Genomic DNA, 26,723 nt, shown 5'->3' on the forward strand with positions numbered 1-26,723 from the left:
CGCCACCGTGACCGATCTGGTTACGGTGGCGATTTTGTCGGCAGGTGGCGCAGCAAAGCCTATTGCTGGTTCTGCGGCACGCCGTCGGTGAGTTCGTAATAGTCGCCCTTGTCGGCGACAAAGATATGCAGGCCGATCCTGGTTTGGGTCGGCCCGTCGAACGACCCCAGCATGAGGCCGATCCAATCGCGTTCGACCGGATCGAAAAACAGCGACGAGCCGCAGGTGGCGCAGAAGCCGCGCCGCACTTTTTCCGACGAGAAGAACCAGGTGAGCCGGTTCTCCCCGGTGATGCGTACCCGGTCGCGCGGCAGGTCGACGCCCGCCTCATAATGCCCGGTATGCTTGCGGCACTTGCTGCAGTGACAGGCTGAGCCCTCGGGCAGTTCACCGTCCACGGTAAACCGCACCGCGCCGCACAGGCATGATCCCTGGTGCATCACCATTGCCAACCCTCCCCAGCCTGGCCCATCTGGCCTATCTGGCCCGGACGTAAACCATATTGCAAGCTTGCCCCGGACTCGTGCCCGCGCTCTGCGTTAAGGTTTGGTAAACCATGCGGCGGAGGCTTTCATGCGCGTACCATCCATCGGCCTGCCCCTCGACGAGCGTCGCATCGTGCGCGAAGGCTACCGTATCGCCGAGCGCATGCTGGCCGGCTACCAGGATCCGCCAAGCCTGCTGGAGACGCTGGCGTCCTGGCTGGCCATTGCCCGACAGCAGCTGCACGGCGTCTATCAGGCCATGCTGCGCAACTGAGGCCGGCGGTTCGCCGCCGCGCCGGCCCCGGGTGACCAGAGTCAGGGCTGCATGACCATGGTCTCGGCAACCTCGATGGTGCCGCGCGCCGAAAAGATCGGGCAGGTCTTGGCGTGCATGAGCGCGGTGGCCATGCTGTCGGCCTCCACCAGCATATACCCCGACACCGGATCGCCGACCGGGGCGGTCTTGCCATCGGCATCGAGGAAGCTCGATTTGCCGAGGCCCGCGCCGGGATCGAGCACCGCCTTGCCCATGCCGGCCAGCCAGGCATTCCACTCTGTCATCATCTTCTGCCCCGCTTCCGGGCTGTCAGGCATGCCGCCGCGGAAGACGAATATGAACTTGCTCATGGCTATTCCTTTCAGGTTTTGCTGCCACTGGCCCGAGGATAGGCGTGGTCAAAATATGCTCAAGAACATATTCTGACGCGGTTTAGGGTCACCAGACAGGAGGCCGACATGCCCTATGCCAAGGACCACAAGCTCAATACCCGCGCCCGCATCGTCGAGGCGGCGCGGCGACTGTTCAACACCCATGGCTATGACCGGGTGACGCTCGACATGGTGATGGCCGAAGCCGGCCTGACCCGCGGCGGCTTTTATGCCCACTTCCCCAGCAAGGAGGCGCTGTTCGCCGAAGCGGTGGACAGTTTCCTGATGGGTCGCGGCCTGCAATGGCGCAACGAGGCCGGGATCGACCCGACCCGGGGCGAACGCGTCATGGCCGAGCGGATGATCGACGCCTATCTCAGTGACGCGCACCTGACCGATCTGGCGGGGCAATGCCCGATGATCGCGCTGTCCTCCGATGTTGCGCGCGCCTCCGGCGAGGTGCGCGAAAGCTACCAGAAGCTGCTGGCGGCGATGATCTGGCTGTTCGAGGTCAATAGCGACGACCAGGGGCAGCGGGCGCGTGAAAAGGCCATGGCCATCGCCGCGCTCTGCGTAGGCGGCATGATCCTGGCCCGCACCCTGCCCGAAAGCCGCCTGGCCGACGAGGTGCGCCACGCCGCCCACGCCATGGCCCGCGATTTTTGCGCCGCGCCCGAAACCACGGTGGCCGCGACGGGCTGACCGGGCGGCAGAAACTTTCCAATCCCGGAAAGCATCTTGCTTTCGCGTCCGGACGCGGCTAAAAACTTTCCATCATTGGAAAGTTTAGAGTCCGCCATGACGCTCACCCTCTATATCCATCCCCTCGCCTCGTTCTGCCACAAGGTGCTGATCGGGCTTTACGAGAACGCCACACCCTTCGAGACGGCAATCGTCGATTTTGCCGATCCCGGCTCGGCCGCTTCGCTGTTCGACCAGTGGCCGGTGGGCAAGATCCCGGTGCTGCGCGACAGCGCCCGGGACCAGACCGTGCCTGAAACCAGCATCATCATCGACTATCTGCAGGCCCATTATCCCGGCCCGTTGCGCCTGCTGCCCGACGATCCGGACGCCATGCTGCAGGTGCGGCTCTGGGACCGGTTCTACGATCTCTATGTCAGCGTGCCGATGCAGAAGATCGTCACCGACCGCCTCCGCCCCGCCGGCGCCAGCGATCCGCATGGCGTCGCCGAGGCGCGAGCGACGCTGGATATGGCCTATTCCATGATCGAGACCCAGCTGCAGGGCAAGAGCTGGGCCTGTGGCGAGGACTTCAGCATGGCCGACTGCGCCGCCCTGCCGGCTTTGTTCTTCGGCCATATCGTCCAGCCCTTCGCCCCTGACCAGACCAGGCTCGCCGCCTATCTCGAGCGCCTGCTGGCGCGGCCGTCGGTGGCGCGGGTCATTGCCGAGGCGCAGCCGTGGTTCACCTACTTTCCCTATCACGACGCCATGCCGGCGCGGTTTCGCGCGGCCAAGCCATGACCGCCCTTGCCCCCAACCCGCCCGACCACCTGTTCCAGGCGCTGGCTGATCCCTATCGCCGGAGCCTGGTCGAACGGCTGTCGCGCGGCCCGGCAACGGTCAGCGCCCTGGCGGCGCCAAGCGAACTGGGCCTGCCGGCCGTGCTCAAGCAGTTGCGCATTCTCGAAGCGGGCGGCATTGTCGTTTCGACCAAGGCTGGGCGCGTCCGCACCTATCGCATGCAGCCAAACGCCTTTGCCGGCGTCAGCAGCTGGATCGCCCAGCGCGAGGCCGAGATGGGCCAGGCCTTTGACCGGCTGGAAGCGCTGATGGCCGACATCCCAGAGGAGAAAACCTGATGGGCGTCGCCGTCGATCACCGCAGCTTTGTCATCACCCGCGACCTGCCCGGCAGCCCGGTCCATGCCTTCCGCTTCTGGGCCGAACACGCGCTCAAGCGCCGCTGGTTCAGCTGCCATCCCGATTGGGACATGCTGGAGGATCGCTTCGATTTCCGCCGCGATGGCGGCGAGACCCTGCGCTGGCGCATGCCGGACGGCACCGAGCAGGCCATGCTGGCCCATTTCCTCTAAGTCCATCCGGCCGAGCGCCTCGTTTATGCCTATACGATGCGGACCAATGACCAGCCCATCTCCTCCTCGCTGGTCACCGTCGAGTTCACCCAGACCGGCCCACGCGCCAGCCGCATGACCTTTACCGAACAGGCCGTGTTCGGCAGTGCCCGCGATGGCGAGATCCGCGAAAACGGCACCGGCATCGGCTTTGATCGGCTGGTGGCGGTGATGGCCGAGGGCTGAAACGCCTATGCCGCTGCTGACCGCGCCGCCGTCATTTCCGCCAGGCCCTGCTCGATGCTGATCACGGGCCGGTAGCCCAGTTCGCGCTCCGCCTTGGATATATCGAGGCTGATCTCCACCGCCGAGGTGGCATAGGCCTGCATGGTGATCGGCAGGGTCACCCTGCCCCCGCTCAAATTGGCCAGCGCATCGCCGACCCGCGCCATGGCATAGAGGAGCCCGCGCGGCACCGTCTTGTCGGTCACCGCCACGCCATTGGCCTTGAGCAGGCCACTCACCAAAGCCCGGAACGTCCAGGGCGCGCCGTCGGTGATGAAATAGGCCTCGCCCCCGCGCCCCTTTTCCAGCGCCAGTGCCACGCCGGCACAAAGATTGGCGATATGGGTGCTGGAATTGGCGTAGTTGCCCCCATCGATCCAGGCCAGCTGGCCCGACCTTGCTGCACCCAACAGTTGCGGCAGTGCCGTGGTGTCATCGCGGCCCCAGACCATGCGCGGCCGTACGGCGATGACGGCAAAGTCCGGCCTGCTGGCCGCCAATGCCAGCCGCTCCGCCGCGCCCTTGCTGGCAGAGTAACTTCCGGCGGGGTGGCGCGGATAGGGCTGGTCTTCCGTCACATTGACCAGCGGCCTGCCATCGAGCAGCACGGATTCGGAACTGATATGCACCACCCGGCTCACCCCGGCGCGCTGCGCCGCGTCGAGCACATTCGCCGTGCCGTCCAGGTTGGTCGCCAACTGGCCCGGTGTGCCGCGGCCATGGTCGGTATCGGCCGCCGCATGGATCAGGGCGCTGCAGCCCGCCATGCCTTCAGCAAGATCGGGTGCGAACAAGTCGCCGCGCCAGTACTGTGCCCCGAGGGCCGTGACCGTCGCCGCGGCGGCATCGGTGCGGGCCAGCGCCACGACCGGCCAGCCCAAAGCGACGAAATGGCGGATGAGGTTGCGGCCGACATAGCCGCTGCCGCCGGTGATGAAGAGTTTTTCGACTGTCATGATCGGGTCTTTCCGGAAGGAGGGCAAGGCGGTGCCCGTGCCGGAACGGGTCCGGTCTGGGCAGGGTCAGCAATGGTCGGAAGGCTTAGTCGGGCGGCGGAGGCCTAGGCGCGCCGGGCTCGGCATCGACCAGCCAGGCGATATCGCCCAGGATGGCGGCGCGCTCGGCCTTGGGCCAACTGTGATAGTCCAGCGATTCCAGCAGTTTGAGCCCTTCGAGCGCCAGATAGGCCAGCAGCGCGCCGCGCGGATTGGCCGAGCTGGCCATGATGTCCGAGATCACCGCAGCCTGGTTGGCCTGGATGGTCCGGCGCAATTCGGCGTCCTGGGCCAGGGCGGCGCAGAGGTTGAGCGCCACGTCGCGGAAGGCGTCCGGCAGCGGCTGTTCGGCCGCCAGGATGCGCCCCCTGATGGTGGCATTGTCCACCGGCCCGAGGCTCTCGATCTTGCTGTGGTTGAACGCATTGTCGGCGGCGACGCTGCGCTCGACCAGAGCGGCGATCAGCGCCGGCTTGGACTTGTAGTCATAGAGCACGCTGGCCTTGCTGATGCCGGCCTCGCTGGCGACGGCATCGAGCGTCAGCCGCGCCGCCCCGTCCCGCGCCACGACCCGCTCGGCAGCGTCGAGCACCGCTCCCTGATCGATACTGCGCCTGCGGCCCATATTGCATCCCGTCGTTTATTTCCGACCGGATGGTTATAAATAAATCAGACGCGAGTCAACACCCTCCCGAGCGCGATTTGCGCCCAGAGAGAGGGCTGCTCTGTCAACCCCAGGTTATCCCTGTCGCGCTGCGTCAATGGCGGCGACATCGATCTTGCCCATGGTCATCATCGCCGCGAAGGCGCGTTTTGCCTCATCGCCGCCGGCGGCCATGGCCTCGACGAGCGTGCGCGGGGTGATCTGCCAGTTGACACCCCAGCGGTCCTTGCACCAGCCGCAGGCGCTTTCGGCGCCGCCATTGCCGACTATGGCATTCCAATAGCGGTCGGTCTCTTCCTGGTCGTCGGTGGCGATCTGGAAGGAGAAGGCTTCGCTCTGGGTGAAGGCCGGTCCGCCATTGAGCCCCAGGCAGGGAATACCACAGACGGTGAATTCCACGGTCAGCACATCGCCTTGCTTGCCGGCTGGATAGTCACCCGGCGCCCGGCTGACGGCACTGACCGCCGTGTCCGGTAAGACCGTCGCATAAAACCGCGCCGCCGCCTCGGCCTCGCTTTCGTACCAGATGCAGATGGTGTTCTTGGGTATCGTCTTGGCCATGGCCGGTCCTCCCTGTGGATGCGATGGCGTAACTATACCCCCACCCGACCTCCCCCCGAAGGGGGAGGAGCGCCCAAGAACAGCGCACCCACTTGCCAGGCGCCGGGCGGTCCCTCCTCCTTCAGGGGGAGGCTAGGTGGGGGTGGTCAGGGGCCCGGATGCTGGTCTGCCCGATCAGCCGACGGCACGCTCCTGCCGGCCACCCGCCCTTGCAGCAGGACCAGCGGGATCACCAAGGCCAGCACGCCGACCAGGGCGCCCAGCGCCAGGCGCAGGCCGAAGCCGTCGGCCACCAGGCCCAGCAAAGCCGGTCCGGCAAAAAAGCCGGTATAGCCAATCACACCGACGGCCGCGACGGCGGCGCCGCGCCGCTCCGGTGCCGCCAGGCGCCCGGCCAGGCTCAGCGCCGAGGGCGCGATCACGGAGACGCCGGATGCGGCGATGAACAGCGCCAGCAGTGCCACAACCGGCCCCGTCGCCAGCGCCAGCAGCAGCCCGCCCGTCATGGCGAGCAGCGTGGCGCCCACCAGCATGGTGCGGTCGCTGACCTGCTCGGCCACGGCCTGTCCGCCCAGCCGCCCCACGGCCAAAGCCAGGCCCACAACAGCCGGTCCAGCGCTGCCCAGCCAGGGCTCAGCGCCCAATTCGCGTTCGAGAAACAGCGCGCTCCAGGATTGCCAGCCATTCTCGGCAATGAAGGCGGCGCAGACGATCAGCCCGAGCAGCATGACCGTGCCGTCAAAGCGGCGCAGTGCGGGCTTGCCCGTCTCGGGCAAGGCAGCTGCGGCCTGCCCCGCCCCGCTCCACATTCCCGACAGCAGCGCCAGACCGGCCATGGCGGCGCCGGCCAGCAGCAGCACGCTGAGCGGCGCGATACCGGCGCTGCGGGCAAACCCGGTGGCGAAGGCGGCGATCAGGTACATGGCCGCGAACAGCCCATGGGCCAGATGCATCGCGCGGCGCCCGGTCGCCGCCTCGATGGCGCTGATGCGGGCATTCATCACCACGTCCATCAGGCCCGAGCCCATGCCGACCAGCAGCAGTGCCGCCCCCAGGGCAAAAGGCGTCTGGGCCAGGCCGGGCAGCAGCACCGCCAGGGCAAACAGCAGGACGCTGACCGGCAGCAGGAGCGGACCGATGCGGTCGATCAGCCGCCCGCCCACCAGCATGGCCGGCACGGCGCCCAAAGCGACGCAGAGCAAAGCTAGGCCGAAGGCCCGGTCATCGGCGCCGACCATTGCCTTGATGGCGGGGATCAGCGCGCCCCAGACGCCCCAGAAAATGCCCATGGCCAGAAAGCCCATCAGCGGGGCGGCAATGGCCCGAAGGGCGGCAAAGGTGCGCATGGCAATACCAATCTATAAATGTATGCGCATAGGCTTATGTTAAAGTGCAGAGCGAGTCCACCCGCGACAGGCGCGGGTTAGCATGATCGACCTAAAGGGTGGTCATGGTTGCGGCCAGGCGCTGCAGAGCCGGCTCATTGCGCCGGTAATAGGCGAACTGCCCCTGGCGCGTGACCTGCACCAGCTCGGCCTGGCGCAGCCGCGCCAGATGCTGGGATACGGCCGGCTGTGTCATGCCCAGCTGGCGCGCCAGGTCGGAGACGTGGATGCCGACATAGCCCTCGATATGGCGGCAGCTTTCATGGCCCAGCCGCAAAGCCGCCAGAATGCGCAAGCGCGTCGGATCGGCCAGGGCCATCAGCCCATTGACCAGCAGTGGGTCGGGCGCGACCACGTCAAGCGTAGTCGGCAGGCTGGCAATGGCGGCGGGGCTGCGGGTCATGGCCTTCTTTTCGACCCTGGGCGCGACAGCGTCAACAGCCTGCCCGATAGTCGGCACGTCGTGCTGGCGCCGTCCCCGGCTCGAGGCCCGCCGCCGGGTTGCACCGACAGCGGAGCTCGAGAGGACAGCCTAGTGCGCGGCGCGAGCCTCGGATGCCGCAATGGCGTCGGCGCCGGCGGGCAGGTGCATCGGGGCACTAGCATCGGTTGCGGCGCGCCAAACCGCCTCGGCCACGTCGGTCGACTGGGTCAGCGTGCCGGTCATGTTCTGCATCTGGCCCATCACGGTCTGGGCATAGTCGGCATAGGCCGCGGGAAAGCCGCCGCGGTCCTGGATTCGCCCCCGCGCCGTCTTGCCGAAGCTGGTGCCGGGCGCGGCGCCAGGCAGCACGATGCGGACGGAAATATCGAATGGGGCCAGTTCAAGCGCCAGGGATTCGGTAAAGGCATTCACCGCCGCCTTGCTGGCCGTATAGACCGAGAGCAGCGGCAGGGGTCCAAAGGTGACGCTGGAGGTGACATTGACGATCATCCCTTCCCGGCGTTCGCGAAACTGCGGCAGCACCGCCTGGATCATGGCCATGGTGCCAAAGGTATTGGTCTCGAAGACATCGCGCACCACCTCGAGCGGGGTGCCCTCGAGGGCATTAAGCCAGCCGATGCCGGCATTGTTGACCAGCACGTCGATCGGCCCCGCGTCGGCGACAGCCCGGTCTATGCTGGCCGCATCGGTCACGTCGAGCGACAGGATACGCAGCTTGTCCGAGACTGGCAGGATATCGTTTTGCGGCGTCCGCATGGTGGCGATGACATTCCAGTCCTGCGCCAGAAAGTGCTTGGCGATGTCGAGCCCGAAGCCGGACGAGCAGCCGGTAATGAGAACGGTTTTCATGAGGCAATTCCTTGCTTGCGTTGAACACCTCTGATGTGGACCGCCCCTGCCAGACTTGCTATAATGGATAATCCAGTATTCATTTGAATTAGTCCGGCATGATCGATCCATTCGCCGAAGTCGTTGCCCTGCTCCAGCCCAGCCTGCCCTTTTCCAAAGCGACCAGTGGCTCAGGCACCTGGCGCATCGAAGGCCGCGGCAATGGCGTGCCGTTGTTTTGCGTGCTCCTCGAGGGCTCATTGCAGATGACAATCAATGGGCAGGAGCCGATGACCCTGGAGGAAAACGACTTCATCCTGGTGCCGGCCACCGAGAGCTTCACCACGAGTAATACCGGGCCGGATGCGGGTGGCGGCTTCGGACCAACGCGGACCACCCAGTTGACCGACGAATTTCGGCACGGTGACCCGGACGGTCCCCCCAATATGCGCGCGCTTGTCGGTCATCTGCAGTTTGGCTCGCCCGATGCCGGCCTACTGCTCGCTTTGCTGCCCAGCATCATCCATGTGCGCGGCCTCAAGCGGCTGGCCACGATGGTGCAACTGATCCGCAACGAGGCGCAGGACACCAGGCCGGCCCGCGACATGATCATTGAACATTTGCTGCAGGTACTGCTGATCGAGGCGCTGCGCTCGGCCTCGGATTCCATTGCCAGCCCCGGCCTGCTGCGCGGCTTGGCAGACGCGCGCCTTGCCACCGCCATCCGGCTGATGCACCAAGCGCCCGAGCGGGACTGGACCATCGAGCAACTGGCCAACGAGGCGGCCCTGTCGCGTTCGGTGTTCTTTGACCGTTTCCGCCGCGAAGTCGGGATTGCGCCGATGGGCTATCTGCAATCCTGGCGGATGGCCATGGCCAAGAACCTGCTGCGCCGCCGGGAGGGTGGCATCAAGGAAATCGCGCAACGCGTCGGCTATGGCTCGGCCAGCGCATTCAGCGTCGCCTTCACCCGCCTGGTTGGCATGCCGCCCACGCAATATGCGCGCGAGACGGGGGCGTAGTCTTGCCTGTCATGGGCTTGTCGGGCATGTGCTTTATCAGGCGCGGTATCGCCGGCTAGATGCTGCCATCACCAAACCGCTAACTGGCCGATGACCGGCAAGGGACCGACATGACCGAACCCGCCCAGCCATCCCCCTTGCCTCTCGTCGCCCCGCCCCATCCGAGCCTGGCCGAGGCGACGGCCGTCTGGGCGCGAATTGGCCTGCTGAGTTTTGGCGGTCCGGCCGGGCAGATCGCCCTGATGCACAAGGAACTGGTCGAGGAACGGCGCTGGATTTCCGAGAGCCGGTTCCTGCATGCCCTCAATTTCTGCATGCTGCTGCCCGGCCCCGAGGCGCAGCAATTGGCCACCTATATCGGCTGGCTGCTGCATGGTACGCGTGGCGGCATCATTGCCGGCACGCTTTTCGTGCTGCCAGGCCTCGTCGTCATCCTCACCCTCTCGACGCTTTATGCCAGCCTCTACGAGGCCAGCTGGGTGGCCAGCCTCTTTTTCGGCCTCAAGGCGGCGGTGCTGGCCATCGTCATCGAAGCGCTGATCCGGGTCGGTCGCCGGGCCCTCAAGAATGGCGTCATGCTGGGCCTTGCCGGGCTCGCCTTCGTGGCGCTCTTTGCCTTCAACATCCCCTTCCCGCTCGTTATCCTGGCCGCCGGGCTGGCCGGCTATGTCGGCACCCGCATCAATCCGGCCATTTTTGCCGCCGGGGCACATCGGGCGGCGGTGCCGGATCTGCCCTCGGTGATCGGCGACGGCTTTATCGAACCGCGCCCGCCGCTGGCCGTGGCTGTCCGCACCGTCCTGCTCTGGCTCGGCCTCTGGCTGCTGCCGCTGGCGCTGATCCTGCCCGTAATGGGCTGGTCGGGCACGCTGGCCGGGCTGTGGCTGTTCTTCTCGCAGATGGCCGTGGTCACCTTTGGCGGCGCCTATGCCGTTCTGGCCTATGTGGCCCAGGAGGCGGTGCAGAATTTCGGCTGGCTGCAGCCCGGCGAAATGCTCGATGGCCTGGCGCTGGCCGAGACGACGCCGGGGCCGCTGGTGCTGGTGCTTAGCTTTGTCGGCTTCCTCGCCGCCTATCGCGATCCCGGCGGACTGACGCCACTGCTGGCCGGGCTGCTGGGCGGCATGCTCACCACCTGGGTGACCTTCGTGCCCTGCTTTTTGTGGATCTTCCTTGGCGCGCCCTATATCGAGCGGCTGCGCACCAATGCAGCGCTGTCCGGCGCGCTCAGCGCCATTACCGCCGCCGTGGTGGGGGTGATCCTGAACCTGGCCGTCTGGTTAGGTCTGCATGTCAATTTCGCGCGCGTCGATACGCTGCAGCTCGGACCGCTCAATCTGGCCAGCCCGGACTGGTCCTCGGTGAGCTGGATGGCACTCGCTCTAACCGCGCTGGCCATGCTCTGCGTCTTCCGGCTCAAGCTGGGCGTGCTCTGGACCCTGGCCATATGTGGCCTGGCCGGATTGCTGGTGCAGCTGCTGCCCTTCTAGCCACTGCCGTCCTACTTGATCTGGATGATCTCGTTGTCGCCGCTATGCTGGAAGCGTGACGGGATGACGACAGTGCCCCGGCTTTGCTGGCCGTGGCCGTCGCCGCAGAAATCGCGGCGATTGGCGCGCACGACAAAGATGGACATGCGTTGCAGCGCATCATCGACGGCCAGCGACTGCTCGTGCGGGGTTTCGACCACGAGGCTATCGAGCGCGAAGGCATAGCTCTCATGGCGGTAGTTCAGCGCCCGCACGAACCAGGCGATGAAGGCGTCATTCTCGTATTTGCGGGCGGCGACGTCCGAACCGGCACTGCCCGGCAGGTCATTGCGCAGGCTGGCCAGGGCCATGGCCCGCTGGCGATCGACCTCGATCACCGCGCAGATGGCGGCAAAGGTGGTCGGTATCGTATCGATATCGCTGGTGATATTGGCGCCCACCGTGCTGTAGCGGGTGCGCGAGGACTGGTACGGGGTGCCCTTGAGCCAGGCGTAATAGCGGTCGGTGCGATAGCGCTCGTCCTTGGGCGGCACGATGCGGGTGCGCTGCAGTTCCACCGAGGTGTCGAACAGCCAGTCCTTGGCATGGGGGGCAATCAGGAACCGCCAGACGCGGTCATGCATCAGCTTTTCCTGGTCGGTCTGGTTGAAGTTGGAGACCGGGTCGCCGCGCAGTTGCGCGATCCTGTCCCCGGCATAGGGCATCATGGTATCATGCAGCACGCCGGGCTGGGCGCGGCCGAAATCGCCCGTCGGGCGGGCGACGCAGGCGGCCAGCAGGCCGGTCAGGGCGACAAGGGTGACCAGGCGCAGAAAAGGGCGACGACGATCAACCACGCTTGCGCTTGGGCCGGGGGTCAACGGTCTTGCTGGGCAGCGATGGCGTCCCGCGTTCATAACGCACCCCGGTAAACATCAGTATCTGGGCGTCGGCAGGGCCGGGTTTGCCAGCGGCGCGCAAGCTGCGTCGACCATCGAATTTGACGAGCTTTCCCAAGCTATTCTCCAATCGAACTCGCTTCCCCTTCCCTGGAGACAGCGTCTCGTGTTGCAAACCGGTCCGCACGACGCCCCTCGTGCTCCTTATCCCCATTAAGAGATCGTCAAGGTTAACAGTCTGCTAACGAATTGGCGGCAAAGGTGGTCACACATCGAATGTGATGCGATTCCGAAGTGACGGTTGTGCAAATGCTTGGTTTTCAGCCCTACGAGACGTTCAATCTGCTGATCGAAAGCGGCGGCATCGACCGGACGAACACGCTTTTGATCGCCGCTTGCGACGCTTATACCCGCCGCGGCAAGGCCACTTCTCCCGAAATGGAACAGTTTGAGGCCCTGGCCAGCCGGCTGTTCCCCATCGCCGGGCCCCAGGCCAAGGCCAAGGGTGCCGCCATCCTGGGTCGCGCCGATGTCCTGTCGCCGGCGCTGGAGCGCCTCGTGGTCGACAATATCGGCGAGGACCTCAACACATTCCTCAGCAATGCCAAGGAATTGAGCGAGCAGACCATGCTGGGCATCGTCGCCCGCTATGATGTCCCCGGCGCCGCCACCATCGCCGCCCGCCCCGACCTTTCCAATGCGGTGCTGGCCAAGCTCTTCCAGATGAATTCGCGCAAGGTCTATCGTGCGCTGGCAGGCAATGACCACATCGTGCCGCGCGGCGCCTATCTCAGCGCCCTGGCCCGCTCGGCCCAGATGGACCACATGGTCGCCGAATCGCTGGCCAAGCGCAGCGATTTCGACGCCGCCCTGCTGGCCCCGGCCTTCTTTGATCTCTCCGATGCCGACCGGCTCAAGGTCATCCAGGCCTTTGCCCATCGCGAAACCCCCGTGGCGCCGATCCGCAAGACCATCGAGCAGCTGACGGTGGCCAATGCCGAGCTGACCCGCGCGCTGATGAAGCTCTATTCGGAAAATCGCCGTCCTGAGGTCACCAAGCTGCTCAGCCAGATCACGGGCCTCGACGAAGTGCGCTGCGGCCAGATCGCCCATGACGTCACCGGCGCCGCCCTCTTCGTCATCCTGCGCGCATTTGGCTGCAGTGCCTATGACGGGCTCAAGGTACTTATCCACGCCACCAGCCACGACGCCGACCGCTCGCGGGCCCTGGCCGATTTCGCCACCATGTTCGGCAATGTGACGCCCGATTCAATGGCTTACCTGATGAGCGCCTGGCGCGGCGAGGTGAACCTGCTCGATCTGGCCAAGCCGGAATACAAGCCCTTCACCGAAGTCAGCCGCCGCACGCCGCAGAGCCTGGCTCCGGCGCACAATCCCGTGGTGGAACAGGCCATCGAGGCCCTGGCCCGCATCGGCATCAAGCGCGCCAGCTAGATCTGTCCCCGCCCTGCTGGGGCGGGCTAGACTGTGCCGGTCAGTTGGCGAGATCGATGCCGATATCGTCGCCGCGCAGGTCGAGGCTGAGCACCCATAGATCGGGATCGAACTCGACCTCGCGTGCAATGCGCTCGCGCACCTTGGGCGGCTCGACGCGGTGCAGCCGGCGCTGGAATACCAGGCCGGCAGTGTCGTCGCTGCGGCTGAGCAGCGGCGCGGGCGTATAGAGGGACTGCGTCCCGTCGAGGTGATCGACTTCGATGAAGACCTGGCCCGCAATGGGGTCGCCGCGGCGGGAGACCACGCACATATGGCCCAGGTCATTATGGCGCCTGACAAAAACCCCGCACCAGATATCGCTGCGCAGCAGGCTCACCTAAAGCGCGGCGCCGGCGTCGCGCAGCAGCACCACCAGGTCGGGCTTGACCTGGCCGGTCAGCTTGTAGCTGTGGAAGTTCTCGAATTCGCGAATGGCGCGAGCGGTGGAATCGCCGGGATGGCCGTCGATCGAGCCATGATAGAAGCCCAGGCTGGCCAGGCCGCGCTGGATCTTGCTGACCAGTTCGACATCATTGGCCGGGGCCAGCGTGGAGGCCGTGGTCGTGGCGACCTGCTGCGGCGCCACGTCGGCGACGGGGGCGGCGACCGGCGCTGCGGCCGGGGCCATCATGGGCTCGAGCGAGGCGACCTGGATCGGCTTGGGCTGGGGAGCCACCGGGGCAGAACTGCCCAGAGCCACGGCCGGACGAGGCGTGGTGCCCTGGGCGGCGGGCGTCGTCGTGGTGACGGCGGCCAGGATGGAATCAATGGTCTGGGCGGCAGCATTGCCCACCGTATCCACGGCGGTGTCGACCGGGGTGAGGCTGGCGACGCGGGCAACCACCTCGACCTTTTCGGGCGGGGTCACGGCGGCCTGCTGCACCGGGGCGGGCCTTGCGGTGACGGGCGCCGGCGGGGTCGCAACGGCGGCCGCCTGTTGGGGCGCCGGCATGATGCCGGCGGCATCGGCCTTGAGGATGGCATCGACCACGGCCGGGTTCAGCGCGCCGGTCGGCTCGAGCCCGTTGCGTTCCTCGAAGGCGCGGATCGCATTGGCGGTCATGGGGCCGTAAAATCCGTCCACGGTGCCGTTGAACAGGCCCAGTTCGGTCAGCTTCTTCTGCACGGCAAAGGCGTCGCGATTGCCCACCGGCGCGGCGGGAACGACCGGGGCCGGCGCGGCAATGCCGCCCGTGGTCTCGGTCGTCGTCGCCGACGCGGGCAGCGGGGCCAGCACGGCGCTGCGCTCGGTCGGCAGCGGTGGCAAAGCGGGCGCGTCAGCCGGCGCGGTGACGGCGACGGGCACGTCGCGGGCCGGGGCGAAGAACGGCGCGGGGTGGCGCGCGGTCTGGAAGTAGAGGGCGTTGCTGGCGGCCAGTGCCGTCAGGCTGACCAGCACCAGCAGGCCGGTGGACGCCAGGGGCGCCCGCATGTAGCGGGCCAGCAGCCACAGACCGGCGCGACCGAGTGAGGCCGCGACAGCGCTGCCTGCCGCCAGGGGCAAGTGAGTGAAGGTGGTTGCTGTCATTGCGCTCTTCTTTTTACGTCTGGCCATGGGGTACTGCGTTCGGCGGCTGATTCTCTGCGGAAGGGGGTGATGGTGGCAGTCTCTTCGGTCTTTATTGCCGGACCGTTTAACGGAAGCAAGACCGTCAGGGTTGTCCCCGAGCCAATCTCTGACATGGCGCGCAGCGTGCCGTCATGCAGATCGACCAGGCCCTTGACGATGGACAGGCCAAGCCCGGTGCCCTCATAGGGGCGGGTATGGCCGCTCTGTGCCTGGAAGAAGGCTTCGCCGATGCGGGCCAGCGATTCGGGCGCCATGCCGACACCCTGGTCGATGACCGACAGGTTCAGGCTCTGCCCCTGCCGCCGCATGGTAACGCTCACCGTGCTGCCGGGATAGCTGAACTTGATGGCATTGGAGACCAGGTTGAGCAGGATCTGCCGGCAGGCCCGTTCATCGGCATGCAGCAGCGGCAGGTTGTCCTCGATGGAGCTGATCAGCCGCACTTCGCGCTCCTTGGCCATGGTTTCAACCATGGCAAAGCAGGGCTCGACAATATCGTCTGGCCGGAACGGCTCGTTCTGCAGCTCGAACTTGCCCGCCTCGATGCGCGACATGTCGAGCAGCATGCGCACGACTTCGAGCAGGTGCTTGCCGCTCTGGTGGATCAGGCCGGCATATTCCTGGTGCGTGGGCGACAGCTCCCCGCCGATGCCGGTGCTCATCATTTCGGAAAAGCCGACAATGGCATTGAGCGGGGTGCGCAATTCGTGGCCCATGGTGGCAAGGAAACGCGACTTGGCGCTCGAGGCCTCCTCGGCGGCACGGCGGGCCTGCAGCATGGCGGCCTCATTGTCCTTGCGCTCGGTAATGTCGCGGAACAGCGCCACCACTTCATGGCGCAGGCCAGCGGTCTGCTCGTCGATGACCGGCGACAGGCTGATTTCCACCCAGAGAAAGCGCGGCACCGAACCGGCCGCATGCGGGTCATCCTGGCGCATGCGCACTTCGATCAGCCGCGTCTCGCCGCCCTGGTTGGCATCGGCAAAGGCGGTGAGATAGGCGGGCCGGTCCATGACATGCATGCGCTCGCCCAGGCTGGCGCCGGTCAGCTCATAGCGGCGGCAGCCGAACAGGGCCTCCGAGGAGCGCGAGGCCAGCAGCACTTCGCCATCGCTGGAAAAGCGGATGACGGCGTCCTGCACGTGCTCGATCAGATGGCGATAGGCGGTCATCTGCGCCTTGTCATAGACCTCATAGGCCGAGTTGATGCGGTTGGCGGTGTGGATGACCACGCCGACGCTGAGCAGGAAGGTGACGGCGGCGGCCAGGGTCAGGCTGCCAGATAGCGGCACCGAACCGGGTATGCCGAGCGCTGCGGCGATGATGCCCAGCGCCACGACCGCGACCAGGGCCAGCCAGCTGTGCCGGCGCAGTGCAGCGCGGCCAAGCAAGGCGGCCAGTACCGGGCCCATCAGCGCCACGGCCATGCCGGTATCGCCGATCTGGCCGTCGGCCAAGGTGAGCAGCAGGCCGAGCCCGAGCAGGGTATAGACCTGTCCGGCCGCCGCCAGTTCAAAGGCGTGGCGCTGGTGCAGGGAAAGGGTGATGAGACCGCTGGCCAGGGCGGCAGCGGCGAGCAGGAAGGGCAGTACGGTGCCGGTCACCAGCCAGTAGATGGCCAGCGGCATGACGAGGGCACTGGCGGCAATGGCAATGCGTGAATTGTTGGCGAGCGTCTTGCGACGCAGCATTTCCGGCCGATGGCCGGAGCCAGCGATGGCCAGGGGCATCTCTTTGCTTGCGCCGAAAGAGAAGAGGCTACGCATATACACAATACTCACTATCACGACGCCTGCGGTGACGGTGCTGAAGCACCCCCGAACCCGGCGCACCGCGCCCGACCCGGCCCGAATGAACTTCGGGTCCTGTTGCCAGTCACACTGGCGCCCAAGAGCTAAGGCGAGCTTAAATCTGGGCCTGCCAAAGGCTTGGCCCGCCCCCTGGAGGGTCCTTTCTGGGGTTAGCGTAAACAAGGTGTTGCAGAGGCTGCCAAAGCCATTGGCATTTGCCTCAAATTTTATCGAATTGTCCCAGCCTGGCTTAATCGGGCCCGCTTAGCTTGGATACTGCAGGACCGCATAACCTGCAGGAATCAGGATTTGTCATGTTTGTCGTTGTTCGTTCCGTCTTCTGGCTCACAGCCGCCTATATGGTGATTGCGCCCGGCGTTGACCTGCCCGATGGCCAGGCGCTGGCGGCGCAGGCCATGGCAGCCGGCACAAAGGCGGTGAGCCAGCAGATCGACAAGGTCGAGTGCGCCGACATTGCCTGCCTCGGCGGCAAGACGGTGATCGCCGCAGCGCTTAACGCTTCCCCGCCGGTCGGCACGCCCATGCATGCCTCGTCGACCACACGTCTGGCCCCCATACCCCGGCCCCGGCCGGACTGGGCGGGTTAACGGGCGCCCCGCGCCCGATATCGACACCAGGGTTCGCCTCGCTTCCCCAAGCGGGTCACTCCAGCAACCCTGGCCCTGCCCCAAGCACGCTGCCCCGTGCTTGGGGCTTTTCTTTGCCTGCCGATCGGATCACGCGACCCATCGCCGCCGCGCTTGCCGCTTGCGGGTCCGGCGCGCGCGACCTAGATAGGTTTCATGACCGAACCCGCTGCCTTCCAGGACATTGCCGAAAACCTCTCCTTCCTCGACGACTGGGAGGATCGGCTGAATTACCTCATCGAGCTGGGCCAGGCCCTGCCCCCGATGGCCGAGACCGACAAGACCGACGCCAACAAGGTCAAGGGCTGCGTCTCCAATGTCTGGCTGGTGTCGAGCGCCGACCATTCGGGCGCCACGCCGGTAATGAGCTTTGCCGGCCAGTCCGATGCCATCATCACCAAGGGCCTGGTGGCGGTGCTGCTGGCGCTCTATTCGGGGCGGCCGGCAACGGAGATCGCCGAGACCGATGCCATCGAATGGTTCAAGAAGGTCGGGCTCAGCGAGCATCTGGGCATGCAGCGCTCCAATGGCCTGGTCGCCATGGTCAACCGCATCCGGTCCGAGGGCAAGGCGCTGAGCTGAGCTATTCGGCCGCCGCGGCCGCCATCGCCGGCTTGCGTCGCCCGCCGAGCAGGCGGCTGACCCGCGCCAGCAGCGGCTGTTCCACGCGGCGATAGAGCACCCAGCCAACCGCAACCCCACCGGCAAGGGTCAGGGCGGCAATGGCCAGGTCGACCAGCAGATTGCCGGGGTCGAGCAGCTTGAAGGCAATGCCCGACAGGATGGCCACGACATAGATATGCGACAGGTAGATCGAGTAGGAGGCGTCGCCGATCTGCTCGAACAGCGCCAGGCGCTTCAGGCGCGGCTCCAAGCGCACCGCCAGCAATACCAGCGCCGCGGCAAAGACCAGCAGGCCGACAAAGGCGCCGCCGTCTTCGACCAGGTGGCGATCCCAGACAAAACCCTCGACAAGCGCCGCCAGCCCCAGCACGGCGATGGCGGCGGTGACTTGCCTCGACAACCGGCCCAGCGTGCCGCGCAGGGTGGCCAGGCCCAGCCAGGCCCCGGCGCAGAAGGCCAGCGGCATGAAGCTGGTATAGAACTGGGGAATGGCCGCCTGCGGCTGCAGCAGCAGGCCCAGCCCCGCCAGGCCGGTAAAGGCCAGCGTCAGCCAGAGCACCCGCGGCCCGACACGCAGGAAACCCAGCAGCGCGAAACAGACATAGAAGAACATCTCGTAATTGAGCGTCCAGCCCAGCTTGTAGAGCGGATGCAGCCCGCCGCTGGCCGGGTTGTAGAAGGGGATGAACAGCAGCGACAGCAGCAGTTGCGTGCCGTCATAGACGGTGGTCTTGAACAGCTGCGGGGCGGCAAAGGCCAAAGCCGCCGCCAGCAGTGTGGCGATCCAGTAGAGCGGCACGACGCGGATGAAGCGGCGGCGCAGGAAATCGCGCGCGGAAAAGCGCTCCTCGCCGGTCACCACCACCATGATGAAGCCCGAGATGACGAAGAATAGAATCACGCCGAGCCAGCCGAGCCGGCCATAGCCAAGATGTTCGCCGACCAGCGGATAGAGCAGCGCATGCGATGCCAGCACGAGCATCGCCGCCAGACCGCGCAGATATTGGATCGTCAGAAACCGGTGTCGCATGCAAAACGCCTAGCATGAGACCGGCGAAAACCGACATTACCGATCATGACGTAGTTAAGAACCGGCGTAAGAGATAATGGGCAGCCGCTGACTGCGCCAGCCGCGTACCGTGCCCTGCTCGGCGCCCTGCGCCTGAGGCATCAGCCCCCAATGGGCAGCCAGCTGGCTGAGGCCGATGCGCAGCACCAGCTTGGCGCTGCGGCGCGGCCAGCGCCGCTCGGTCTCGACCAGCTGCAGGCCCTTGCCTAGGCCGCAGACGTCAAACAGCACGTTCCAGCAATCGTCCGGCAAAGCCAGCGCCAGCTGGTTCAGCATCTGGCGGGCATGGCTGGCGCTGTCGGCAATGTCGGCAGCGCTGCTGCCGGCCTGCCGGTGCTCGCCGGTGCGGCCGGGGTCGTAGGACATGGTCAGGCGCGGCGCCAGCTGGGCCTTCCGGATCAGCCGCTCCAGCCGGCTGGCCGCCAATACATGATGGGGCTGCAGAAAGGACGTGCCGTCGCTATCGCGCGTGCCGGCCAGCGGGGTCATCGGGCTCTCGTCAGTGGGCATGGAGGATCTCCCCGTCGCGCCGGGCTTCCAGCTGATGTTCGAGCGCGGTGACCTCGGCGTCAAACTGCTGATCGTCGCGCAGGTCCTCGATGACGGCGCAGGCATGGGCCACCGTGGTGCGGTCGCGGCCAAAGGCATCGCCGATCTCGGTCAGGCTGCGCCCGAGCACGACATGGGAGAGATACATGGCCAGCTGGCGGGCGCGAGCCGTCTCGTGGCGGCAGCGCGACGGGTGGGTCAGCAGGCGAATCGGCACCTGCCTGGCGCGGGCAATCAGCGCGATGACGTCGTCACAGGCGCAGGGGCTGACCGGTGGGCGGACAATGGCTGTCGTGGCAATGGAAGGAAACATGAGCGAGCCTCAGCGAATAAAGGAATTAATTCCTATATTCTGAAGCTTGGCAAGCGGGCGGTGATAAGTGGCACAAGCTGTTCAGGCCAATGCATAAAATCACAAGGCCGCCCTTTGGGGGGCGGCCTTGTGAACAGCGTTATCGCCGGGGCCCGACCGCAACTTGGGATGCGGACAACTGGGCGCGACGTCTCGGTGCGGTAGCCTGAAGATGGGCTCAGGCGGCCTTGCGGCCCAGGCCATTGTCCTTGGCCAGCTTGGAGCGGGTGGCCGAATAGCTCGGCGCCACCATCGGATAGTCGGCTGGCAGGCCCCACTTCTCGCGATATTCTTCGGGCGAGAGGTTGTAGTGCGTGCGCAGGTGGCGCTTGAGCGACTTGAACTTCTTGCCGTCTTCCAGACAGATGATGTAGTCGGGCGCAACAGACTTGCGGACCGGCACAGCTGGCTTGAGTTCTTCGACCTGTAGCGGGACTTCATTGTTCGACAGCGTGCGCAACGCACCATGAACATCAGCGATCAGCTTGGGCAGATCGCTTGGGCTCAAGGCGTTGTGGCTGACATAGGCAGAGACGATTTCGGTGCTGAGCTCGATCAGGTCTTGCTCATATCCGACCGTCGCGCCGGTGGTGTCACTCATATTTCAACCTTCCAATTTTTTCTGGGCAATGACCTTCCGATCACGCCGATACAAGACTACTAAGACTGTTTATTAATCACTGCAACCCGATTAACCGACGCTGTCCTGCTACTAACTGCTAAGCCTATGCAGGAGGATTTGGGCTCCTTTGCGACGTCAACTCATCTGATATCATATTCACTGCATTATGGTCTTTGCTGCTGTGGTGGACGCGCGCCAGCAGGTGGGCAGAAACGGGTGTAGTGAGCAGCAGGAAGCCGGTGCCCAGGATGGCGCGCAGCGCCACGGCACCGTCAAAACTGATCAGCGCCACGGCCAGCAGAATCAGTCCGCCGCCGACGGCGCCGGCCTTGGATGCGGCATGCATGCGCGTATAGAGATCGGGCAGGCGCAGCACGCCGATGGCCGCCAGCAGGGCAAAGCTGGCGCCCAGCAGCAACACGGCGCAGCCCAGATAGGTGAAGAAGGCGGCGATCATGATGGCTGCTCCTGCTTGCTCAGGCGCGACAGCATGTAGCGGGCAAAGGCCACGGTGGCGAGAAAGCCCAGCAAAGCCAGGCTGAGCGCGATATCGAGATAGAGCGTCAGCCCGGTGCGGATGGCGATGGCGCCGACAAAGCCCATGGCCAGCGTGGTCAGCATGTCGAGCGCCAGCACGCGGTCGGCCAGGGTCGGGCCGATCACCACGCGTATCACCGCGATCAGCAGGGCGATGGTGAGCAGCACCAGCGCAATCATGGTGCTGAGGTCAACCAGGGCGGCGGGGGTCATCGGAATATCTCCGCAATCCGGCGTTCAAAGCCATTGGCGATCTCGGCGATCAGCGCCTCGCGATCCCCCAGCTGCAACACATGCACATAGATTACGCTGCGGTCCTCGGCGACATCGATGCTGAGTGTGCCCGGGGTCAGGGTGATCATATTGGCCAGCAGCGTGATTTCGGCATCGGATTTGACGCTGAGCGGAAAGGCGATGATGGCCGGGCGCAGCGCCGATTTGAGGTCGGGCGTCAGCACGATGATGGCAACCCGCACCGCGCTGGCCATCAGCTCCCAGACAAAGACCAAAGCCAGCGCCACGATGCGCCGGAGACGACGCAGCAGGCGCGGCGAGGCAAAGGAATTGCGCAGCAGCAGCGCCGTCAGCGCGCCGATGACGGCGCCCAGCAGCAGGTTGAGGGCAGAAAAATTGCCGGTAATGGCGGCCCAGACCAAAGCCAGGCCGGCGACCATCAAAGCCAGGTTCATGGGGTCACCTCCGCCAGGCCGAACGCCGCGCTGTAACGGGCCGGATCCACCATGTCGCCGGCGCCGATGCGCACGGCCTCAAACAGCGGATTGGGCCAGAGCCCGGCCGCCACGATCATCAGCGTCAGCGCGCCGGTGGCCAGGTAGTGCAGTCGGTTGGGCCCTGTGACGACCATCGTTGTTTCGGGCGTGAAGTCATTGCGCCAGAAGATATGCGCCCAAAGCCGCGAGCCGGCGATCATGGTCAGCACGGCATTGGCCAGCAGCGCCGCGACCAGCACGCCGCCGCTCCAGTTCCCCTCGGCCAGCCCCGCCTCGATCAGCAGCAGCTTGGGCCAGAAGCCGAGCAGCGGCGGCACGCCGGCCGCGCCCAGCATCAGCACCAGAAACAGCAGCGAAAGCGGCGCGCTGCTGGCATAGAGCCCGCCCATGCGGCGGCTGTCGACCTCGCCGGTCTGCTTCTCGATCAGGCCGGCCACCAGGTAGAGCGCAGTCATGGTGAGCATGGCGTGGAAGATGTAGAGCCCTGCCCCGCCGACGCCGTCCAGCGAAGGCATGGCGATGCCGGCCAGCACGGCGCCGATGCCGCCGATCACCACAAAGCCGATGGCGCGACGCAGATTGGTTTCGGCGATGGCGCCCAGCGGCGCGATCACCAGCGTGGCCACGGCCAGTACGACCAAAACCGGTTCGAGCACGTCGCGCGTGGCCGGCAGGACCACGACCAGGGTGCGCAGCAGGGCGTAGATGCCGACCTTGGTCAGCAGGCCCGCCATCAGTGCCGAAATCGCGGCCGGCGGCGCGTGATAGGCGGCCGGCAGCCAGGCATTGACCGGGAAGGCGGCCGCCTTCATGCCGAAGGCCAGCAGCATCAACGCGGCGACGCCGACCATGGCGGCCGGATTGGCCAGCGGCGCCACAAGCATGATGTCGGCCATGTTGAGCGTGCCGAGCAGGCCATAGAGCAGGCCGAGCGACAACAGGAAAATGCTGGTGGCGAGGAAATTGAGGAAGCCGTATTTGACCGCCGCATCGAGCTGGATGGGCCGGCCACCGATGACCAGCAGGCCGAACGAAGCGATCAGCATCACCTCGAACCAGACATAGAGGTTGAACATGTCGCCGGTCAGGAACGAGCCGGTGACGCCGCAGAGCAGCATCAGCACGAGGGAATGAAAGCCATCGCCGGCAGAAGCGGCGGGGCGGTCGGCCTCGGCATAGAGCAGCACGATGAAGGTGACCACGGACGCCGCCAGGGCGAAGCTGGCGCCAAAGGCGTCGGCGGTGAAGCTGATGCCGAACGGGGGCAGCCACTTGCCCATGGTCATGCTGACCGGGCCGGTTTCCATGATGGTCAGCAGCAGGCTGATCTCGCAGGCAATGATGCCGGCAACCACGGCCAGGGCCGTGACAAAGCCCAGGCCCGCGGCCTTGCGCAGGATCAGCGCGAGCGCCGCGCCCATCAGCGCCAGCACGATGGGCAGCACGATGACCCAGTCACCCGGGCGGGTGACGGTCTCGATCATGGCTTGTGGCAGGATGGCAGGCTCCATCTCAGTAGCTCAAGGGTGGTTGGGGCGCATGCTCGGGCTCGGCCACGCGCATGGTGTCGGTATTGTCGGCGTCCAGCGTCTGGTAGGCGCGATAGGCCAGCACCAGCAGGAAGCAGAACATGGCAAAGCCGATGACGATGGCGGTCAGGATCAGCGCCTGCGGCAGCGGATTGGCAATCGGCCCGGCCGGCTGCTCAAGCCCCTTGGGGACGATCGGGGCCACGTCGCGCATCAGGCGCCCGGCGGTGAAGATCAGCAGGTTGACGCCATTGCCCAGCACCACCATGCCGAGCAGCATGCGGATCAGCGAGCGCGACAGGAGCATATAGATGCCCATCGCGACAAAGCAGCCCACCAAGGCGGCGATTACATAATCCATCACAACTCTTCCGTGTCGTCGCCCTCGAGTGCCAGGGCAATCGAGGCGATGGTGCCGAACACAACGCAATAGACGCCGAGGTCGAAGATCAGGGGGGTGGAAAGCGGCACGGTCGACCCGCCAATATCGAGATAGAGCCAGATGCTGGTCAGGAACGGGTTGCCGTTGAAGATCGACAGCAGGCCTGACAGCGCTGCCATCAGCACGCCGAAGCCGGCAATGGCGAGCGGATCGATATGCAAGGCGCGGCGCGCCTTGGCGGCGCTGGTGGCCATGCCCAGAATGGCGATGGCCGACGCGGCGATCAGACCACCGATGAAGCCGCCGCCGGGCTCGTTATGGCCGCGCAGGCAGATGTAGAGCGAAAACACCAGCACGGTGGCGACGATCATCGGCGCGATGGTGCGGAAGATGACCGTGTTCATGGCGTGGTCCTCTTGCGACGGGTAGCCGTCGGCTTGGGCGCCTTGGCCGGCCCGGCTTTGGCGGCTTTGGCCGTGGCTGCAGGCTTGGGCCTGGCGGCTTTGGCTGCCTTGACCGGCCCCGCTTTGGCGGCGGGGACCTCACGTTTGGACGGCACCGGTTCGGCGCTGGCCAGGCTGACCCAGCCGCGGACCGGCGCGGGCGGCGGCGTGGACGGCGACAGCAGCCTGCCCTTGCGGCTGCTGCGCACCAGCACCAGGATGGCAGTGCCGGCGGCCATCAGCACCGAGATTTCGCCCAGCGTGTCAAAGCCGCGATAGTCGACCAGGATGACGTTGACGATATTGGCGCCATGGGCGATCGGCACGCTGGTGGCGATGAAGAAGTCGGAGAGGCGCGTGTCGAGCGTACCCGACAGCACCACCATCAGCAGCAGGCTGACGCCGGCGCCGCAGACCAAAGCTAGCGTACCGTCGCGGGCCCAGTCCTCGAAGGGGCGGTGATCGCGCTCGTCCAGATTGAGCCTTGTCATCACCAGCGCCAGGATAACCACGGAGAGGATTTCCACCATGAGCTGGGTGAAGGCAAGGTCGGGGGCGCCGAAGATCAGGAAGATCAGCGCCACGGCCGTGCCCTGGATGCCGACGGCGAGGATGGAATAGAGCCGGTTGGGCGCGGCCACCACGGCGCCGAGGCCGGCCAGCGCCAACAGGATCACGCCCCATTCGTGCAGCTGCATGTCCGGCCAGGCCAGCTTGGCGCCCCAGTTGCCCAGTTCGGCCGTCGGCCACAGGGCACCGATGGCGCCCAGGCCGAACAGCGGCACGACCAGAGCCAGCGCCAGCATGGAAAACACGGTGACCAGATAGACTTCAAGGCGCCCGTGATGCAGCAGCCGCGTCACGGCGCCGGCAAAGCGGATCAGCCCGAACATGACGGCGTCGAACTTGGTATCGGCGGTCCAGCCCAAAGCCGTGTCGAAGCGGCGCAGCAGGGTGCGCAGCTGGGACGCCCGGCGATAGACCAAAGCGGCCAGCAGCCAGGTAAAGACCGACAGCCAGATGACCGGATTGGCAAAGTTGAGCAGCCAGGTCAGGTGGCTCTCAAAGGGTTCGCCGAGAATGGCGGTAGCCGCTGGCTCGAGCACGATCATGCCGAAGCCGTCCAGCCAGAGGGCCGCGACGACGCCGGCAATGCCGAGGATAACCGGCCCGGCCAGCAGGCCGAGCGGAGCTTCATGCGCGCTTTTGGGCGTGGCGGTGGCGGGGCCGAGAAAGGGCTTGAGCACCACCAGCGCGCCGACCGCGGCCAGCAGCGCATTGCCGGCGATCAGCACAGCCAGCACGGCCAGAGCCTGCCAATCTGGCGAGAGCAGGTAGAGATACATTTCCTCCTTGGCAAAGAAGGCAATGGTGGGTGGCAGGCCGAACATGCCCAGCCCGGCAAAAGCAGCGGCGGCAAAGGTGACGGGCATCTTGCCTGCCAGCCCGCCCAAAGCGTTGATGTCGCGGGTGCCGGCTTCATGGTCGATGGCGCCGACCACCATGAAGAGGCCCGCCTTGTAGAGCGCATGGGCGACGAAATAGATCACCATGCCGGCAATGGCAGTCTCGGTGCCCAGGCCAATCAGCAATACCAGCAGGCCCAGCGAGGCAATGGTCGATTGCGCCAGCATCTGCTTGAGGTCGGTCTGCTTGAGCGCGCCCAGCGCGCCCCAGATCAGTGTGACGCTGCCGAAACCGACCAGGATCGTGGTCCAGGCGACCGTATCGCCCAGCCAGGGCGTGGTGCGCGCCAAGAGGTAGACACCAGCCTGCACCATGGTGGCCGAATGGAGGAAAGCCGAGACCGGGGTCGGCGCCTCCATGGCATTGGGCAGCCAGAAATGCAGCGGAAACTGCGCCGATTTGGTGAAGGCGGCGACAAGGAAAAAGGCCAGCACCAGGCCATAGAGTCCATGGCTCTGCAACCCGCCCTCGAGTGCGCTGAGGCCGCTCAGTTCCCACTCGCCGGTCAGCTGCTGCACCAGGATGACGCCGGCCAGCAGCGCCATGCCGCCGATATTGGTGATGACCAGAGCCTGGATGGCGCCGCGCCTTGCGGCGGCCCGCACGGCGTCAAAGCCGATCAGCAGGAAGGAGGTGACCGCCGTCAGCTCCCAGAACATGAAGAGGGCCAGCATATTGTCGGCCAGCACCAGGCCCAGCATGGCGCCCATGAAGGCGAGCAGGAAGGCGAGGAACCGCCCGAGATGGGGGTGACCGGCCAGATAGGCGCCCGAATAGACGACAATCAGCGCGCCGATGCCCGAAATGGTCAGCGCGAAGGTCAGGCTCAGCCCATCGACATAAAAGGACAGATCCAGACCATAGGCGGGCACCCAGCCGATTCGCGCCGAGATAGCGCCCGTCGCCAGCACTGGCTCAATCAAGCCGAGCAGAAAGACAAATATGGCGGCCGGCACCAGCGCTAAAATCCAGCCCGTCCAAGGCTTGGTGAAGCGATGCAGCAATGGCGCCAGCGCAGCGGCAACAAATGGCGCGATGGCCACCAGCGCGATGCTCGCGTCAATGTTTGGCACCAAGGGTGAAACTCCATATTTTATCAGGCCTTGTGGCCGCTTTGTTGGGCAGCAACCTTAACGATTGAGCGCGCTGGGACAAGACTAAACGGCCCGGGTGCGACAATGGGACGGCTTCAG

The 26,723-nt window shown here is 65.7% G+C and carries 34 protein-coding genes; 11 read left to right on the forward strand and 23 right to left on the reverse strand.

The features are described 5' to 3' along the window. Positions 1–59: 59 nt before the first annotated feature. A complete protein-coding gene (locus GDR53_RS02385) occupies positions 60–440 on the reverse strand; it encodes a GFA family protein (protein WP_193337932.1) in 381 nt (126 codons plus the stop codon). A gap of 133 nt (positions 441–573) precedes the next feature. On the opposite strand from GDR53_RS02385, the gene GDR53_RS02390 reads away from it, so the two are divergent. Next, entirely contained in the window at positions 574–759 is a 186-nt protein-coding gene (locus GDR53_RS02390) for a hypothetical protein (protein ID WP_193336517.1), read from the forward strand. Between the two features lie 41 nt (positions 760–800). Here GDR53_RS02390 and GDR53_RS02395 read toward each other — a convergent pair whose 3' ends face one another. Beyond that, on the reverse strand, positions 801–1,112 hold the full coding sequence (locus tag GDR53_RS02395; protein ID WP_193336518.1) for a YciI family protein: 312 nt from the start codon (positions 1,110–1,112) through the stop codon (positions 801–803). Positions 1,113–1,220: 108 nt separating this feature from the next. Here GDR53_RS02395 and GDR53_RS02400 point away from each other — a divergent pair, with 108 nt between their 5' ends. The 5 genes from GDR53_RS02400 to GDR53_RS19700 all read left to right on the forward strand — a co-directional run bounded on the left by GDR53_RS02400 (position 1,221) and on the right by GDR53_RS19700 (position 3,414). Next, on the forward strand, positions 1,221–1,835 hold the full coding sequence (locus GDR53_RS02400) for a TetR/AcrR family transcriptional regulator (RefSeq protein WP_193336519.1): 615 nt from the start codon (positions 1,221–1,223) through the stop codon (positions 1,833–1,835). Positions 1,836–1,931: 96 nt separating this feature from the next. After that, positions 1,932–2,618 (forward strand): glutathione S-transferase family protein, encoded by a 687-nt coding sequence (locus GDR53_RS02405; RefSeq protein WP_193336520.1) that lies wholly within the window; start codon positions 1,932–1,934, stop codon positions 2,616–2,618. Next, a complete protein-coding gene (locus tag GDR53_RS02410) occupies positions 2,615–2,956 on the forward strand; it encodes an ArsR/SmtB family transcription factor (protein ID WP_193336521.1) in 342 nt (113 codons plus the stop codon). The genes GDR53_RS02405 and GDR53_RS02410 overlap by 4 nt, the downstream gene beginning before the upstream one ends. Then, a complete protein-coding gene (locus GDR53_RS19695; RefSeq protein WP_232846710.1) occupies positions 2,956–3,189 on the forward strand; it encodes an SRPBCC family protein in 234 nt (77 codons plus the stop codon). Before GDR53_RS02410 ends, GDR53_RS19695 begins: the two co-directional genes overlap by 1 nt. 36 nt (positions 3,190–3,225) lie before the next feature. Next, a complete protein-coding gene (locus GDR53_RS19700; RefSeq protein WP_232846711.1) occupies positions 3,226–3,414 on the forward strand; it encodes an SRPBCC family protein in 189 nt (62 codons plus the stop codon). Between the two features lie 5 nt (positions 3,415–3,419). Here the strand turns inward: GDR53_RS19700 and GDR53_RS02420 are convergent, their stop codons facing one another. The 6 genes from GDR53_RS02420 to GDR53_RS02445 all read right to left on the reverse strand — a co-directional run bounded on the left by GDR53_RS02420 (position 3,420) and on the right by GDR53_RS02445 (position 8,352). Continuing rightward, positions 3,420–4,409, reverse strand: a complete 990-nt coding sequence (locus GDR53_RS02420; RefSeq protein WP_193336522.1) for an NAD-dependent epimerase/dehydratase family protein — start codon at positions 4,407–4,409, stop codon at positions 3,420–3,422. Positions 4,410–4,494: 85 nt separating this feature from the next. Then, positions 4,495–5,073 (reverse strand): TetR/AcrR family transcriptional regulator, encoded by a 579-nt coding sequence (locus GDR53_RS02425; RefSeq protein ID WP_193336523.1) that lies wholly within the window; start codon positions 5,071–5,073, stop codon positions 4,495–4,497. A gap of 114 nt (positions 5,074–5,187) precedes the next feature. Continuing rightward, on the reverse strand, positions 5,188–5,661 hold the full coding sequence (locus tag GDR53_RS02430) for a VOC family protein (protein WP_193337933.1): 474 nt from the start codon (positions 5,659–5,661) through the stop codon (positions 5,188–5,190). A gap of 158 nt (positions 5,662–5,819) precedes the next feature. Beyond that, positions 5,820–7,019 (reverse strand): MFS transporter, encoded by a 1,200-nt coding sequence (locus tag GDR53_RS02435; RefSeq protein WP_193336524.1) that lies wholly within the window; start codon positions 7,017–7,019, stop codon positions 5,820–5,822. A 91-nt stretch (positions 7,020–7,110) separates the two neighbouring features. Continuing rightward, the gene (locus tag GDR53_RS02440; protein WP_193336525.1) at positions 7,111–7,461 is read right to left on the reverse strand and encodes an ArsR/SmtB family transcription factor; all 351 of its coding nucleotides are present in this window, start codon (positions 7,459–7,461) and stop codon (positions 7,111–7,113) included. Between the two features lie 129 nt (positions 7,462–7,590). Further along, positions 7,591–8,352 (reverse strand): SDR family oxidoreductase, encoded by a 762-nt coding sequence (locus GDR53_RS02445; protein ID WP_193336526.1) that lies wholly within the window; start codon positions 8,350–8,352, stop codon positions 7,591–7,593. Positions 8,353–8,450: 98 nt separating this feature from the next. On the opposite strand from GDR53_RS02445, the gene GDR53_RS02450 reads away from it, so the two are divergent. Together GDR53_RS02450 and chrA are read left to right on the forward strand one after the other, a co-directional pair. Beyond that, positions 8,451–9,353 (forward strand): AraC family transcriptional regulator, encoded by a 903-nt coding sequence (locus GDR53_RS02450; RefSeq protein ID WP_193336527.1) that lies wholly within the window; start codon positions 8,451–8,453, stop codon positions 9,351–9,353. A gap of 110 nt (positions 9,354–9,463) precedes the next feature. After that, positions 9,464–10,843, forward strand: a complete 1,380-nt coding sequence (gene chrA / locus GDR53_RS02455) for a chromate efflux transporter (protein ID WP_193336528.1) — start codon at positions 9,464–9,466, stop codon at positions 10,841–10,843. Between the two features lie 11 nt (positions 10,844–10,854). Here the strand turns inward: chrA and GDR53_RS02460 are convergent, their stop codons facing one another. After that, the gene (locus tag GDR53_RS02460; RefSeq protein WP_193336529.1) at positions 10,855–11,679 is read right to left on the reverse strand and encodes a hypothetical protein; all 825 of its coding nucleotides are present in this window, start codon (positions 11,677–11,679) and stop codon (positions 10,855–10,857) included. Positions 11,680–12,030: 351 nt separating this feature from the next. Here GDR53_RS02460 and GDR53_RS02465 point away from each other — a divergent pair, with 351 nt between their 5' ends. Beyond that, positions 12,031–13,176: a DUF2336 domain-containing protein gene (locus GDR53_RS02465; protein WP_193336530.1), complete on the forward strand. Its 1,146-nt coding sequence runs from the start codon at positions 12,031–12,033 to the stop codon at positions 13,174–13,176. Between the two features lie 40 nt (positions 13,177–13,216). On the opposite strand, the gene GDR53_RS02470 is transcribed toward GDR53_RS02465, so the two are convergent. Genes GDR53_RS02470 through GDR53_RS02480 form a run of 3 tightly spaced genes read right to left on the reverse strand, consistent with a single transcriptional unit; the run spans position 13,217 to position 16,518 of the window. Further along, a complete protein-coding gene (locus tag GDR53_RS02470; protein ID WP_193336531.1) occupies positions 13,217–13,555 on the reverse strand; it encodes a DUF1491 family protein in 339 nt (112 codons plus the stop codon). Further along, a complete protein-coding gene (locus GDR53_RS02475; RefSeq protein ID WP_193336532.1) occupies positions 13,556–14,746 on the reverse strand; it encodes a peptidoglycan-binding domain-containing protein in 1,191 nt (396 codons plus the stop codon). Next, the gene (locus GDR53_RS02480) at positions 14,743–16,518 is read right to left on the reverse strand and encodes a PAS domain-containing sensor histidine kinase (RefSeq protein WP_193336533.1); all 1,776 of its coding nucleotides are present in this window, start codon (positions 16,516–16,518) and stop codon (positions 14,743–14,745) included. Before GDR53_RS02480 ends, GDR53_RS02475 begins: the two co-directional genes overlap by 4 nt. A 374-nt stretch (positions 16,519–16,892) precedes the next feature. Here GDR53_RS02480 and GDR53_RS02485 point away from each other — a divergent pair, with 374 nt between their 5' ends. Together GDR53_RS02485 and GDR53_RS02490 are read left to right on the forward strand one after the other, a co-directional pair. Then, on the forward strand, positions 16,893–17,186 hold the full coding sequence (locus GDR53_RS02485) for a hypothetical protein (protein WP_193336534.1): 294 nt from the start codon (positions 16,893–16,895) through the stop codon (positions 17,184–17,186). Positions 17,187–17,381: 195 nt separating this feature from the next. Next, positions 17,382–17,807, forward strand: coding sequence for a SufE family protein (locus tag GDR53_RS02490; protein WP_193336535.1), 426 nt, complete (start codon positions 17,382–17,384; stop codon positions 17,805–17,807). Position 17,808: 1 nt separating this feature from the next. On the opposite strand, the gene GDR53_RS02495 is transcribed toward GDR53_RS02490, so the two are convergent. From GDR53_RS02495 to mbhE, 11 genes are all read right to left on the reverse strand, one after another. Further along, complete coding sequence (locus GDR53_RS02495; RefSeq protein WP_193336536.1) at positions 17,809–18,879, reverse strand: acyltransferase family protein; 1,071 nt, start codon at positions 18,877–18,879, stop codon at positions 17,809–17,811. Between the two features lie 54 nt (positions 18,880–18,933). After that, entirely contained in the window at positions 18,934–19,428 is a 495-nt protein-coding gene (locus GDR53_RS02500; protein WP_193336537.1) for a DUF6456 domain-containing protein, read from the reverse strand. Next, positions 19,418–19,780, reverse strand: a complete 363-nt coding sequence (locus GDR53_RS02505) for a helix-turn-helix domain-containing protein (protein ID WP_193336538.1) — start codon at positions 19,778–19,780, stop codon at positions 19,418–19,420. Before GDR53_RS02505 ends, GDR53_RS02500 begins: the two co-directional genes overlap by 11 nt. Positions 19,781–19,997: 217 nt before the next feature. Continuing rightward, positions 19,998–20,420, reverse strand: a complete 423-nt coding sequence (locus tag GDR53_RS02510) for a MucR family transcriptional regulator (RefSeq protein WP_193336539.1) — start codon at positions 20,418–20,420, stop codon at positions 19,998–20,000. A gap of 124 nt (positions 20,421–20,544) precedes the next feature. Beyond that, positions 20,545–20,898: a monovalent cation/H(+) antiporter subunit G gene (mnhG, locus tag GDR53_RS02515; RefSeq protein ID WP_193336540.1), complete on the reverse strand. Its 354-nt coding sequence runs from the start codon at positions 20,896–20,898 to the stop codon at positions 20,545–20,547. Next, entirely contained in the window at positions 20,895–21,191 is a 297-nt protein-coding gene (locus GDR53_RS02520; RefSeq protein ID WP_193336541.1) for a cation:proton antiporter, read from the reverse strand. Before GDR53_RS02520 ends, mnhG begins: the two co-directional genes overlap by 4 nt. After that, the gene (locus tag GDR53_RS02525; protein ID WP_193336542.1) at positions 21,188–21,667 is read right to left on the reverse strand and encodes a Na+/H+ antiporter subunit E; all 480 of its coding nucleotides are present in this window, start codon (positions 21,665–21,667) and stop codon (positions 21,188–21,190) included. The genes GDR53_RS02520 and GDR53_RS02525 overlap by 4 nt, the downstream gene beginning before the upstream one ends. Further along, positions 21,664–23,220, reverse strand: a complete 1,557-nt coding sequence (locus GDR53_RS02530) for a proton-conducting transporter transmembrane domain-containing protein (protein WP_193336543.1) — start codon at positions 23,218–23,220, stop codon at positions 21,664–21,666. Before GDR53_RS02530 ends, GDR53_RS02525 begins: the two co-directional genes overlap by 4 nt. Before the next feature lies 1 nt (position 23,221). Continuing rightward, the gene (locus GDR53_RS02535; protein ID WP_193336544.1) at positions 23,222–23,599 is read right to left on the reverse strand and encodes a Na+/H+ antiporter subunit C; all 378 of its coding nucleotides are present in this window, start codon (positions 23,597–23,599) and stop codon (positions 23,222–23,224) included. Continuing rightward, positions 23,599–24,024 carry an MnhB domain-containing protein gene (locus GDR53_RS02540; RefSeq protein WP_193336545.1) on the reverse strand — a complete coding sequence of 142 codons (426 nt, stop codon included), beginning with the start codon at positions 24,022–24,024 and terminating at the stop codon, positions 23,599–23,601. The genes GDR53_RS02535 and GDR53_RS02540 overlap by 1 nt, the downstream gene beginning before the upstream one ends. Then, entirely contained in the window at positions 24,021–26,603 is a 2,583-nt protein-coding gene (gene mbhE / locus GDR53_RS02545; RefSeq protein ID WP_232846712.1) for a hydrogen gas-evolving membrane-bound hydrogenase subunit E, read from the reverse strand. Before mbhE ends, GDR53_RS02540 begins: the two co-directional genes overlap by 4 nt. Between the last annotated feature and the right edge of the window lie 120 nt (positions 26,604–26,723).

Source organism: Devosia beringensis (genome assembly GCF_014926585.1).
Classification (GTDB): Bacteria; Pseudomonadota; Alphaproteobacteria; order Rhizobiales; family Devosiaceae; genus Devosia; species Devosia beringensis.